The sequence below is a fragment of the Pseudomonas sp. MWU13-2100 genome, from assembly GCF_023242365.1.
Lineage (GTDB): Bacteria > Pseudomonadota > Gammaproteobacteria > Pseudomonadales > Pseudomonadaceae > Aquipseudomonas.
In genome coordinates, this window is record NZ_JALLIX010000043.1 from 18,451 (window position 1) to 31,636 (window position 13,186).

Below are 13,186 nucleotides of genomic sequence, written 5' to 3' on the forward strand. Positions count from 1 at the left end.
TTTCCGCGTTGCACCCAACGCTTGTATAGAATCAGAACCCTGTGGGAGCGGAGCTTGCCCGCGAAGCTTTTAGCGCCCTTGAGGGCCTCTTCGCGGATAAATCCGGCTCCCACAATCGCTGCGACCTCTTCGCGCGCTACGGTGAATCCGCCGCCCACAATTTCCGCGTTGCACCCAACGCTTGTATAGAACCAGAACCCTGTGGGAGCGGAGCTTGCCCGCGAAGCTTTTAGCGCCCTTGAGGACCTCTTCGCGGATAAATCCGGCTCCCACAATCGCTGCGACCTCTTCGCGCGCTCCGATAAGTCCGGCTCCCACAGAGCTTGCGTCCAACAGTAGAAATCAAGCGCGCCTACTCCGTTCCTGACCGATCAGGCATACTGCAACTACGTAGTCAGCTAACAAATAGAGTCGCCCATGCCCGAACGCGCCCCTCTCGACGTAACGACCGCTCGCTGGCTACCGTGGGTGGTGGCCATTGCCTTCTTCATGCAGTCCCTCGACGGGACCATCCTCAACACCGCACTGCCGGCCATGGCCCTGGACCTGGCGGAAAACCCCCTGCGCATGCAGGGCGTGGTGATCGCCTACATGCTTACCGTGGCCCTGCTGATCCCGGCCTCGGGCTGGATTTCCGACCGCTTCGGCACCAAGCGCATCTTCTTCGGCGCCATCCTGCTGTTCAGCGTCGGCTCCTTGCTCTGTGCCCTGTCGAGCTCGCTGAACATGCTGGTCAGCGCGCGAATCATCCAGGGCCTGGGCGGCTCGCTGATGCTGCCGGTCGGACGACTGGTGGTGCTGCGCGCCTACCCACGCTCGGAGCTGGTGCGGATCATGGGTTTCATCACCATCCCCGGCCTGCTCGGCCCGCTGATCGGGCCGACCATGGGCGGTTGGATGGTGCAGTACCTGACCTGGCACTGGATCTTCCTGATCAACCTTCCGGTGGGCCTGATCGGTTGCTATGCGGTGTGGAAGTTCATCCCGGACCTGCGTGGCAGCGAACGCACGCGCTTCGACGGCATCGGTTTCCTGCTGTTCGGCGCCGCAATGCTGCTGATCACCATTGCCATGGAGGGCCTCGGCGAGCTGCAACTGCCGCACTTGCGGGTGATGCTGCTATTGTTCGCCGGCCTCGCGTGCCTGGCCGCGTACTGGCTGCGGGCCGGACATATCGACAATCCGTTGTTCGCACCGTCACTGTTCAAGACCCGGACCTTTGCCGTGGGCATCCTCGGCAACCTGTTCGCCCGCCTGGGCAGCGGCGCCCTGCCGTTCCTGGTACCCCTGCTGCTGCAAGTGGCCCTGGGTTACTCGCCGTCCCAGGCCGGGATGAGCATGCTGCCGCTGGCAGCGGCGGCGATGTTCGCCAAATCCATTGCCCGGCCGTTGATCGAACGCCTGGGTTATCGCATCGTACTCACCGGCAACACCCTGGCCCTGGGCATCGTGCTCGCGGTCATGGGCCTGGTCACCGAGCACACGCCTTACCCCTTGCTGCTGGTCATGCTGGCGATTGCCGGGGCGATCAACTCGCTGCAATTCACCGCGATGAACACCGTGACCCTGATCGACCTCGACGACAAGTCCGCCAGCAGCGGCAACAGCCTGCTGTCGGTGGTCGCGCAGTTGTCCCTGAGCCTCGGGGTGGCGTGCGCCGGCGCCCTGCTCGGCGGCTTTACCGCCGCCGTCGGCAACGATGGCGTGGAGACCGTGCTCGGCGCCTTCCAACTGACCTTCCTGACCGTCGGCATCATGGCGATGTTCGCCTCGGCGATTTTCCTGCAGCTGTCGCCCCTTGACGGACGGCGGGCCAAGTTGGTTCAGGAGCAGCACATCGAGCACTGACGTGCTGACGGAATACTCATTCCTGATCTTCGGCAGGCCCCCCATGTGGCGAGCGGGCTTGCCCGCGTTGGGCTGTGAAGCAGCCCCAAAAACCTGTGACTGCGTTCTGTCTGACACAATGAAGTCGCTGATTTCAGGGCCACTTCGCGGCCCAACGCGGGCAAGCCCGCTCGCCACAAAAGCAGGTTCAAGCCCCGGCTTTCCCGAAATGGCTTAGCGCCACTAATATCTGGCTACTTTTCGTCCAGAATTTGCAGCGCCGCGAGCCGGGACTGATACACTGCGCGACATTTTGTTTTGCAGGCCAGTCCCGTGACCACCATCGCCACCGCGTTTAACTCTTTGCCACTGTCCGCCGCCATGCTGGCTAACCTCGACTCCCTCGGTTATGCCCAGATGACGCCGATCCAGGCGCAAAGCTTGCCGGTGATCCTCAAGGGCATGGACCTGATCGCCCAGGCCAAGACCGGCAGCGGCAAGACCGCCGCCTTCGGCATCGGCCTGCTGAACCCGATCAACCCACGCTTCTTCGGCTGCCAGGCGCTGGTGATCTGCCCCACCCGTGAACTGGCCGACCAGGTCGCCAAGGAAATCCGTCGCCTGGCCCGCGCCGAAGACAACATCAAGGTACTGACCCTCTGCGGCGGCGTGTCCCTGGGGCCGCAGATTGCCTCCCTGGAACATGGCACGCACATCATCGTCGGCACCCCGGGACGCATCCAGCAGCACCTGCGCAAAGGTTCGCTGGTCCTGCACGGCCTCAATACCCTGGTCCTCGACGAAGCCGACCGCATGCTCGACATGGGCTTCTACGACGCCATCGAGGAAATCATTGCCCAGCTTCCGGAACGTCGGCAGACCCTGCTGTTCTCCGCCACCTACCCGGTGAGCATCAAGCAACTGGCCTCCAAGTTCATGCGCAACCCGCAGCAGGTCAAGGCCGAGGCGATGCACGCTGACAGTCAGATCGAACAGCGCTTCTACGAGATTTCCCCGGAAGAGCGCATGGAAGCGGTGGTCAAGGTGCTCAACCATTTCCGGCCGCAGTCCTGCGTGGCGTTCTGCTTCACCAAGCAGCAGGTCCAGGAAACCGTCGACCACCTGACCGCCAAGGGCGTGTCCGCCGTTGCACTGCACGGAGACCTGGAACAGCGTGACCGCGACCAGGTCCTGGCGATGTTCGCCAACCGCAGTATTTCAGTACTGGTGGCCACCGACGTGGCCGCGCGCGGCCTGGATATCGATGCGCTGGACATGGTGATCAACGTCGAGCTGGCGCGTGATTCGGAGATGCATATCCACCGTGTCGGCCGTACCGGCCGCGCCGGCGAGACCGGCCTGGCTATCAGCCTGGTGGCACCGTCCGAAAGCCTGCGCGCGCGGGCCATCGAGGAAGTGCAGAAATCGCCGCTGAGCTGGGACCAACTCGACAACCTCAAGTCCCAGGGGGGCGGTCCGCTGCTGCCGGCCATGAGCACCCTGTGCATCAGTGGCGGGCGCAAGGACAAGGTCCGCCCGGGCGATATCCTCGGCGCCCTGACCGGCGACGCCGGGATTCCCGGTGCCCAGGTCGGCAAGATCGCGATTTTCGACTTCCAGGCCTATGTGGCAGTGGAGCGCGGTGTCGCCAAGCAGGCCTTGCAACGCCTGAACGACGGCAAGATCAAGGGCCGCTCGCTGCGCGTGCGGATTCTCTGAAACGGATCGGTATGCTGAGATCACACTGATCCCCGGTGGGAATGCCGCGGGTGTAGCTGATGGCGCTTTTTGTGGGAGCGGAGCTTGCCCGCGAATGGGCCCTTGAGGCCACCAAAGGCTTCGCGGGCAAGCTCCGCTCCCACAGGTTTAGTGCTGTTCTGAGATCTCTATTGTTTCAAGTGCCGCGCTGAAGATTGCTGCTGTATTTGCAAGACCGCGTCCCCCCCGACCTGAACTCCCGAGGACATCGTTGTGCCCGTTACTGAAGTTGTGATCATCGGCGCCGGCGCCGCCGGCTTGATGTGCGCCTTTACCGCCGCCGCCCGCGGGCGCCAGGTGATGCTGATCGACCACGCCAACAAGGCCGGCAAGAAGATCCTGATGTCCGGCGGCGGTCGCTGCAATTTCACCAACCTGTATAGCGAGCCCGGCAACTTCCTCTCGCAGAACCCGCATTTCTGCAAGTCGGCCCTGGCCCGCTACACCCAGTGGGATTTCATCGCGATGGTGGCCAAGCACGGCGTGCCCTATCACGAGAAAAAACTCGGCCAGCTGTTCTGCGACAACAAGTCCAGCGACATCCTCGGCATGCTCCTCGACGAGTGCGACCAGGCCGGCGTCAGCCTGCACCTGGACACCGCCATCCAGCACATCGAAAAGCTGGAAAGCGGCTATCTGCTGCAAACCACTCTCGGCCAGATCACCTGCCAGTCGCTGGTGATCGCCACCGGCGGCCTGTCGATCCCGACCCTGGGCGCCACCGGCTTCGGTTATCAAGTGGCCAAGCAGTTCGGCCACCAGGTGTTACCAACCCGCGCGGGCCTGGTACCGTTCACCATTACCGATCAACTCAAGGTACTCTGCACCGAACTGTCCGGGACCTCGGTGGATTGCCTGGTGAGCTGCAACGAGCAGAGTTTCCGGGAAAATATCCTGTTCACTCACCGCGGCCTCAGCGGCCCGGCGATCCTGCAGATTTCCTCGTTCTGGAATCCCGGCGATACCCTGCACATCAACCTGCTGCCGGACCATGACGCGCTGGACTGGCTGCAACAGCAACAGGCCGAACGGCCCAACAGCGAACTGAAAACCCTGCTCGGCGAGCTGTTCACCAAGAAGATGGCCAACCTGCTGGCCGAGCACTGGTTCGTCTCAAAACCGATGAAACAGTACACTCCGGCGGAGCTGGCCGAGGTCGCACAAAAACTCGGCGACTGGCGCCTGGTGCCGGCCGGCACCGAAGGCTATCGTACCGCCGAAGTGACCCTGGGTGGCGTCGACACCCGGGAAGTGTCGTCGAAAACCATGGAATCGCTGAAAAGCCCGGGGCTGTATTTTATCGGCGAAGTGCTGGATGTCAGCGGCCATCTGGGCGGTTTCAATTTCCAGTGGGCCTGGGCCTCGGGCTACGCGGCGGCGCAATTCGCCTGACCTTTGCCGGCGCTTCAGGCGACGCGGCAGCCCAGGTAGACCGCGTCATCGTTTATCGCCGGCAAGCCGGCCCCCACAGGTTCAGCGTTGATTGCAAGTTGTGCGAACGACATGGACATTGCGGGAGCCGGCCTGCCAGCTCCAGCTGGTTTTGCGTCGATTGCAGGGGGGGGCGCACGCCACGGACATTGTGGGAGCCGGCTTGCCGGCGATGGCGTTCGAACAGGCGATACAAGACGCAATTGCCCACCTCCAGGCTGATAACGGACCACATCCAGGGACAATCGCTGATCACGGAACAAATTTTGCTGTAGACCGATGTGGCGCCATTGCAATGCCGCCCGTCTACCCTCATTCAGATCAACCGCTTGGCAGGCTCTCTCACCTTCATGGCATCGACCTCGTTCAACCAGTCCCTGCGCCGTCTCTGGGCGCTGGACAAATTCAGCTATAGCGTTCGGGTGTTTATCGCCCTGACCGGCATCATGACCCTGTGCTGGTTGCAGAACGAGATGAAGCTGCTGATCCCGCTGTTCCTCGGGGTCATCGCCAGCGCCCTGGCCGAGACCGACGACAGTTGGCAAGGCCGCCTCAATGCCCTGGCGGTGACGCTGGTGTGCTTCAGCGTCGCGGCGTTTTCGGTCGAGCTGCTGTTCCCCTACCCGCTGGTCTTCGTCTGCGCCATGGCCCTGGCGGCCTTTGCCCTGACCATGCTCGGCGCCTTGGGCGAACGTTATGGCGCGATTGCCTCGGCGACCCTGATCCTCTCGGTCTACACCATGATCGGCGTCGACCAGCGCGGCGGCGAAGTCGCCAACCTCTGGCACGAACCGGTGCTGCTGGTGACCGGCGCGGCCTGGTACGGCGTGCTCTCGGTGCTGTGGCAGGCGATGTTCTCCAACCAGCCGGTGCAACAGAGCCTGGCCCGGCTGTTCCGCGAACTGGGCTACTACCTCAAGCTCAAGTCCTCGCTGTTCGAACCGATCCGCCAACTGGACGTCGAAGCCCGGCGCCTGGAGTTGGCGCAACAGAACGGCAAGGTGGTGGCGGCGCTGAACAGCGCCAAGGAAATCATCCTGCACCGGGTCGGCAACGGCCGGCCGGGGTCGAAGGTCAGCCGCTACCTGAAGCTGTACTTCCTCGCCCAGGACATCCACGAGCGCGCCAGTTCCTCGCATTACCCATACAACGCGCTGGCCGAGGCGTTCTTTCACAGCGACGTGCTGTTCCGCTGCCAACGCCTGCTGCGCGAGCAAGGCAAGGCCTGCCAGGCCCTGGCGGCATCGATCCAGTTGCGCCAGCCGTTCGTCTACGACGCCAGCTTCGCCGAAGCCCTGGGCGACCTGCACGCCTCCCTGGAGCACCTGCGCATCCAGAGCAACCCGGCCTGGCGCGGCCTGCTGCGTTCGCTGCGAGCCCTGGCGGCCAACCTCGGCACCCTCGATCGCCTGCTGAGCGACGCGAGCAACCCCGACAGCCTCGCCGACGCCACCGACAGCAGCCTGCTCGACCGCTCGCCGCGCAACTTCGAGGACGTCTGGACGCGCCTGCGCACCCAACTGACCCCGACCTCGCTGCTGTTCCGCCACGCCCTGCGCCTACCCCTGGCGCTGAGCATCGGCTACGGCATGGTGCACCTGGTGCATCCGTCCCAGGGCTACTGGATCATCCTCACCACCCTGTTCGTCTGCCAGCCCAGCTATGGCGCCACCCGGCGCAAACTGGGCCAGCGGATCCTCGGCACGGCCATCGGTCTGACCGCCGCCTGGGCCTTGTTCGACCTGTTCCCGAGCCCCTTGATCCAGGCCTTGTTCACCATCGCCGCCGGGGTGGTGTTCTTTATCAACCGCACCACCCGCTACACCCTGGCAACCGCCGCCATGACTCTGACGGTGCTGTTCTGCTTCAATCAGGTGGGTGACGGCTACGGCCTGTTCCTGCCGCGCCTGCTCGATACCCTGCTGGGTGCGCTGATCGCCGGCCTCGCGGTATTCCTGTTCCTCCCGGACTGGCAAGGTCGGCGCCTGAACAAGGTGCTGGCCAACACCCTGAGCTGCAACAGCCTGTACCTGCGCCAGATCATGCGCCAATACGCCCAGGGCAAGAGCGACGACCTCGCCTACCGCCTGGCCCGGCGCAACGCCCACAACGCCGACGCGGCGCTGTCGACTACCTTGGCAAACATGCTGATGGAGCCGGGGCACTTCCGTAAGGAAGCCGACGTGGGGTTCCGCTTCCTGGTGCTCTCGCACACCTTGCTCAGCTACCTCTCGGGGCTGGGCGCGCACCGCGACAACCAGTTGCCGGAAGCCGTGCGCGATCATCTGCTCGAGGGTGCTGGCAGCACCTTGGCGGCGAGTATCGAAGAGATTGCCGTCGGGCTGGCGAACAAGACCCCTATCGCCATTCAAAGCGATGCCGAGGAAGCCCTGGCCAATGAGCTGGAACAGATGCCGGACGAGATCGACGAGATCCAGCGGCTGGTGCAAACCCAACTGGCGCTGATCTGCCGCCAGTTGGGGCCGCTACGCACCCTGGCGGCGCACCTGATCAAAAACCCGGAAGAAAACGCAGAATCTTGAAAGCACCATATTTCCCTGTAGGAGCCGGCTTGCCAGCGATCAGGCCCTCAAGACCGCCAAAAGCTTCGCTGGCTGGCCAGGCGCCTACATAACCGCACCGGACACAGATTTCGCGTACGACAAAACCCTGTAGGAGCAGGGCTTGCCCGCGAATGGGCCCTTGAGCCTTGCATCGCCCTTATGACCGCCATCGCCGGCAAATCGGCTCCCACCGGGGTTGGCGGGATGCTTTCACATCCCGTGCAGCTTGAGCAGGCGCTCATAGCTGCCGTCAGCCTTCATCGCCGCGATCTCGCGGTCGAAGCCGGCGACAATCTGCGCATGCTGCGGATTCTTCAGGCTGACCAGGATATGCAGGCTGTTCTCGCTCATCGGTTTGGGCAGAAACTCCACGGCGTTGCGCACCCGTGGCGCCTCACTCTTGAGGTAGTAGCGGGCCACATACTCATCTTCCAGGGTCAGCTTCACGCGGTCGGCCGCCAGCATGCGCACGGCCATGGCAAAGTTGTGCACCGGAATCTTCTGCAACTGCGCGTCGCCGTCGAATTCGGCGCTATAGGCATAGTCGCGCACCACCGCAATCGGCAGCCCGTGCAACTGGCTCAAGTGATCGAACTCGATGGCCGACTCCTTGCGCTTGAGGAACAACACGCGATTGACCAGGTACTCGGCCGAGAACTGCCCCAGCAAGGTGCGTTCGTCGCTGTACCAGGCATTGATCAGCACGTCATAGCGCCCTTCGCCCACACCCTTGAGCGCCCGCGCCCAAGGCACCTGTTCGAAGTCGCTGGCATAACCGGCCCGCGCCAGCGCCGTGCTGACGATATCGGTGGCCAGGCCACCATTGACCAGTGTCGCATCGGTGAACGGCGGCCAACCATCGGCCACCAACCGCAACTTTTCCGCGGCGGCGCCCTGTGAAAGCAGCAGCAATCCAAGCAAAGCAAACGCTCGATGCAATCGCGGCATGCCAAAGATCCTTAGCGGGCACATAGCCCAGCAGAGTTAGCCGAAGCCGGAGGAGCCCGTCTGAAAGCAACCGGCTACGTCCCTGGTCCTAACATTAGCTCATCCGAGCCAGAGCAAAAGCACGGCTCAGCAGATTACACAAAGATGGCGATGGCGAGCAAAGCCAATGATATCAAGTAGCCGTCAGCGAACCGACACAGCTGTTCGCCCCTGCAAGGAGTCTTCCAGCTCCAGCCCGGCCGAGCTAAAAAAATTCGCGGTTGGCGACCTCGGATAACACGCCTAGTATCGCTATCAAGTTATTGAATCCCGAGGCGAGCATGACCATCGACTGGCTCTGCAAACATCATGGCGACCTGAGCAAGGAGCAGTTGTACAGCGTCCTGCAACTGCGTACCGAAGTCTTCGTGGTCGAACAAAAATGTCCCTACCAGGAGGTCGACGGACGCGATCTGGAGGGCGACACCTACCACCTGATGGGCTGGCGCGATGAGCGACTGGTGGCTTACCTGCGTCTGCTCGACCCGGTTTCCCAGGGCGGCGATGTGGTGATCGGGCGCGTGGTGATCGCCCCCGAGGCCCGCGGCCAGGGCCTGGGGCACGAGCTGATGGCCCAGGCCTTGAAGCGTTGCGAGAGGCTTTGGCCAGGGGTACCGATCTATCTGTCGGCCCAGGCGCACTTGCAGGTCTATTACGGACGTTATGGGTTCGCGGTGGCGGGAGAGGTGTATCTGGAAGACGATATCCCGCATATCGGGATGCGCAAAAGCTGAGGTTTGTGCTGCTCTGCAGGGCCTCTTCGCGGGCAAGCTCCGCTTCCACAATGTCCGTGGTAACACGTAGAAGTCAGTTAGACCCGCAAACCTGTGGGAGCGGAGCTTGCCCGCGAAGGGGCCAGCACAGACACCGCCAAAACTCAGGGATAGCCCAGCACCTGCTTGATCGAGGCCAGGTTGCGACCGATCCAGCTTTTGTCGATAGCCCCCCAACTGCGAATCCGGTACTGCCCTGCGTGATTGCGCGCGCCGTCTTCCTGTTCGAACGCGCAGATGATGTCCAGGTCCGCCAGGGCCAGGATCGTATCCTGCGCCGTGCGCCGTGGCATGCCGGTGGCTTCGATGAGAGCCGGAACACTGCTGGCAATCTCGCTGTCGATCAGCCACGCCACGTACAAACGGCGGTAGAAACTGCTCTTGGTCTTGCTGACGTCCATCCGTTAGTCCTTATCGTTGACCTTCTGCCCATGCCCCTGCTCAAACCTATGGCGCTGCAGGCTTGCCCTGCAGATCGCGCCAGGTCAGGTACACCCGCAGGTCGAACTCCAGTTGGTGATAACCGGGCTGCATGTATTCGCACAGCTGGTAGAACGCCTTGTTGTGATCGGATTCCTTGAGGTGTGCCAGCTCGTGCACCACGATCATCTTCAGAAACTGCGGCGCCGCCTCCTTGAACAACGAGGCGATGCGGATTTCCTTCTTGGCCTTGAGCTTGCCGCCCTGGACCCGCGAGATCGCCGTGTGCAGGCCAAGCGCGCGGTGAGTCAGGTCCAGGCGGTTATCGAAGAGCACCTTGTCGATGGCCGGCGCGTTACGCAGATGTTCCTGCTTCAATGCCAGGGCATAGCTGTACAGCGCCTTGTCGCTCTGCACCGCGTGCCGCTCCGGATAACGCTGGCTCAGGTAGTCGCCCAGGGCGTCCCGGGCAATCATCTGGCGGACCTGTTCCTGCAAGGACGTGGGATAAGCCTGAAGGTATTTCAGCACAGTCATGACAGGCCTTACGTACACCGAAAAAGAAACCAGTGTAGCGAATTCAAGCGGACAACGCGCTCCAGTCAAACACCGAACCGAAGCCGGTGGCGTCCTTGGCCGTCAGCGGCCGGGCCACCAGGAATCCCTGGACCATCGGACAACCATTGGCCTTGAGCCACTGCCATTGCTCCACGGTTTCCACGCCTTCGGCGATCACCAGCAAGCCGAATTGCTGGCACAGGTCGATCACGGTACGGGCCAGGGCCGCATCCCGCGGTGACTCGAGGATCTTGGCGATCAACAGGCGGTCGAGCTTGAGCGTGTCCAACTCGAGGTCGCGCAAATGGTTAAGCGAACAGTGTCCCGAACCGAAATCGTCCAGGGCCACGCGCACCCCCTGGGCGCGGATCCGCCGCAGTTGCTTGCGCGAAGCCTCGTAGTCCTGCATCAGCGCCGCCTCCGTCACCTCAACTTCCAGCTGGTGCGCACGCAGGTCATGGCGCTCCAACACCTCCTGCAACTCATCCGCCAGGTTCGGCATGCTGAACTGCGTGGCGCTCAGGCTGACGCTCAGCACCAGGTCCTCGGCGAACACACCGTTCCAGGCATGCCGCTGGGTCGCCGCCTGGCGATAGATCCAACTGCCGAGCCGGCTGATCAACCGCACCTCTTCCAGCAAGGGCAGGAACAACCCCGGCGGCACATCGCCGACACTCGGATGGTGCCAGCGCAGTAACGCCTCGAACCCGCGCAGGTGACCGTCCTCCAGGGACACCTGGGGCTGGTAGACCATCTTGAACTCCTTGCTCTCGATCGCTGAGCGGACACTTTCCTCCAGCATCAGGCGCGAGCGGGCGCGGCCGTTCATCTCATGATCGTAGTAGCGATACTGCTGGCGACCGGCGCGTTTGGCCTCATACATGGCAATGTCCGCCGCCCGCAGCAGGCCATCGAGGTTGGACCCGCAATCGGGGTAGGTGGCAATGCCGATACTGACCCCGAGTGTCATTTCCATGCCGTCGATCTGCTGGCGGATCGATACCCGCTCGATCAGCCGCTCGGCGATTCTCGCCGCCTGCTCCGGGTGCTCCAGATTGAGCAAGGTGGTGAACTCGTCACCGCCCATGCGCGCGAGAATATCGAACGGATTGAGGCAGGACTTCAACTGCTCCGACACCCAGCGCAATACCCGGTCGCCGGCTTCGTGCCCAAGGGAATCGTTGACCCGCTTGAAGCCATCGAGGTCCAGGTACATCAGCACCAGGGACTTGTCCGCACCGTCGCTGCGACGCAAGGTATTTTCCGCCGTCTGGTAGAAACCCCGGCGATTGAGCAAGCCGGTCAACGGGTCGGTGACCGCCTGGAACTCCAGCTGCTGGTGCAAGTGCCGTACCACTGACATGTCCAGCACCGTCACCACCATGGCCTTCTGGTCGGCGGGCAGCGGCGCGCAGGACAAGGCCACCGGCAGCATCTGGTCCTGGCTGGTGCGCAAGTACGCATCATGCAGGCGATAGGTTTCGCCCTTGCGGTACTCCTCGTAGAGCAATGAGCTGTGCCAGTCGGGAAAGTGCGGGTTTTGCAGGAAATCCAGGAACGGCTGGCCGGCCAGGACGTCCAGCGACAGGTTGAGCAAACGCGAAATCGCCGGGTTGGCGAAGCGGATCGTGCCGTCTTCGTTGACCACCAGAATGCCTTCGGCGGCATTCTCCAGCACCGAGGCATTGAACGCCCGCGCGGCTTCCAGATCGCGACTCAGGCATTGCAAGGCCCGGCGGTTGCGCTGCTGCTCCAGCAACGCCTGGACCTTGGGCCTGAGGATATCGGGGTTGAACGGTTTGAACAGGTAATCCACCGCGCCACTGGCATAGCCCTTGATCACAGCGTCCTGGGACTGCTCGTTGGCGGTGAGGAAAATAATCGGGGTGAGGCGGGTCCGCTGGCTGCCGCGCATCAGGCGGGCCACTTCAAAACCATCCATCCCGGGCATCTGTACATCCAGCAGCACGAGGTCAATCTCATGCTCAAGCAGTAACGTCAGTGCCTCAATGCCTGAGGCGGCAGTGACCACCTGCCAATCCTGACGTTCCAGCAAGGCACGCATGCTGATCAGATTTTCAGGGTAATCATCGACGACCAGAAGGACGGAACTACCATCACCGGGTATCTGTTGCACGCAATCCATGCTGCTTCTCTTGTTCGGGGGACTCCACCGGAAATCAACGAAACCGGGCTAAACCTAAGGACTACTCTAGACCGGGATTGTGCAAAGCGTAGTGAGCAATAGGCCATCATCCAGGCACGACTACGATCTCCCGACTAACGGTCGTTCATCACCACTCGGACACGGCTCGGAAAACGCCTCAGGCCGCAAGCCCGCGTCGTACCACGGTGACGACCGTCAATACGGCCGGTCAGTGTTATGAGGTCCTGTATTGTGCAATTGGTTCAATTTCGTAGATTTCGTCGAAACGCACCGTGTTGTATAAGCCGAATTCGCCGTGATAAGTCAGCGTTCGGTGCGTCCAGTCGATGCCACACAGCTCGCCGCGTTCGGACTCCACCGGTCCGCCGTGCAGCCTGCCGCGCAGGTTGATCTTTTGTTTGCGCTTGAAGTACTTCAGATATTCAGGCTCGTTCTGTGCTTCCTTTTTGTCCATAGTGCAACCCTTTTCTTATTAACTACCGGACCCTTATCCTGTGAATTCGCCTGTTGAAAAACAACTGTCATAAATAACAGGTGTTTATATCGCTTCTTAATAAAAGACCAACACGATCATTCTATGTATGGCCATAAGCCTCCTGTTCGTCGGCGGTTTGACGTCAACCGTTCGCCGGATCGGCGTTAACAAACTATCGTTCAACCGTTATAAAGGACGCCGAAAGCGCGGGCCAAAGCGGTTTGTC

Annotated in this window: 10 protein-coding genes; 5 read left to right on the plus strand and 5 right to left on the minus strand. The window is 62.0% G+C overall.

Going from position 1 to position 13,186, the window contains the following annotated elements:
* The first annotated feature begins 417 nt into the window (after nt 1–417).
* The 4 genes from mdtD (at nt 418) to yccS (ending at nt 7,559) form a co-directional block, all read left to right on the plus strand.
* Nucleotides 418–1,848 (plus strand): multidrug transporter subunit MdtD, encoded by a 1,431-nt coding sequence (mdtD, locus tag M5B99_RS24020; protein WP_248806397.1) that lies wholly within the window; start codon nt 418–420, stop codon nt 1,846–1,848.
* A 360-nt stretch (nt 1,849–2,208) separates the two neighbouring features.
* On the plus strand, nt 2,209–3,546 hold the full coding sequence (gene dbpA, locus M5B99_RS24025) for an ATP-dependent RNA helicase DbpA (RefSeq protein ID WP_248806428.1): 1,338 nt from the start codon (nt 2,209–2,211) through the stop codon (nt 3,544–3,546).
* 252 nt (nt 3,547–3,798) lie between these two features.
* A complete protein-coding gene (locus M5B99_RS24030) occupies nt 3,799–4,977 on the plus strand; it encodes an NAD(P)/FAD-dependent oxidoreductase (protein WP_248806398.1) in 1,179 nt (392 codons plus the stop codon).
* Between the two features lie 389 nt (nt 4,978–5,366).
* A complete protein-coding gene (yccS, locus tag M5B99_RS24035) occupies nt 5,367–7,559 on the plus strand; it encodes a YccS family putative transporter (RefSeq protein WP_248806399.1) in 2,193 nt (730 codons plus the stop codon).
* Nucleotides 7,560–7,790: 231 nt separating this feature from the next.
* On the opposite strand, the gene M5B99_RS24040 is transcribed toward yccS, so the two are convergent.
* A complete protein-coding gene (locus M5B99_RS24040; RefSeq protein WP_248806400.1) occupies nt 7,791–8,528 on the minus strand; it encodes a substrate-binding periplasmic protein in 738 nt (245 codons plus the stop codon).
* 320 nt (nt 8,529–8,848) lie between these two features.
* On the opposite strand from M5B99_RS24040, the gene M5B99_RS24045 reads away from it, so the two are divergent.
* A complete protein-coding gene (locus tag M5B99_RS24045; protein ID WP_248806401.1) occupies nt 8,849–9,301 on the plus strand; it encodes a GNAT family N-acetyltransferase in 453 nt (150 codons plus the stop codon).
* 143 nt (nt 9,302–9,444) lie between these two features.
* Here M5B99_RS24045 and M5B99_RS24050 read toward each other — a convergent pair whose 3' ends face one another.
* The 4 genes from M5B99_RS24050 to M5B99_RS24065 all read right to left on the minus strand — a co-directional run bounded on the left by M5B99_RS24050 (nt 9,445) and on the right by M5B99_RS24065 (nt 12,939).
* The gene (locus tag M5B99_RS24050; protein ID WP_248806402.1) at nt 9,445–9,741 is read right to left on the minus strand and encodes a winged helix-turn-helix domain-containing protein; all 297 of its coding nucleotides are present in this window, start codon (nt 9,739–9,741) and stop codon (nt 9,445–9,447) included.
* Between the two features lie 46 nt (nt 9,742–9,787).
* Entirely contained in the window at nt 9,788–10,297 is a 510-nt protein-coding gene (locus tag M5B99_RS24055; protein ID WP_248806403.1) for a YgjP-like metallopeptidase domain-containing protein, read from the minus strand.
* 43 nt (nt 10,298–10,340) lie between these two features.
* On the minus strand, nt 10,341–12,464 hold the full coding sequence (locus M5B99_RS24060; RefSeq protein ID WP_248806404.1) for a putative bifunctional diguanylate cyclase/phosphodiesterase: 2,124 nt from the start codon (nt 12,462–12,464) through the stop codon (nt 10,341–10,343).
* A 235-nt stretch (nt 12,465–12,699) separates the two neighbouring features.
* Complete coding sequence (locus M5B99_RS24065) at nt 12,700–12,939, minus strand: hypothetical protein (RefSeq protein WP_248806405.1); 240 nt, start codon at nt 12,937–12,939, stop codon at nt 12,700–12,702.
* Nucleotides 12,940–13,186: the final 247 nt, after the last annotated feature.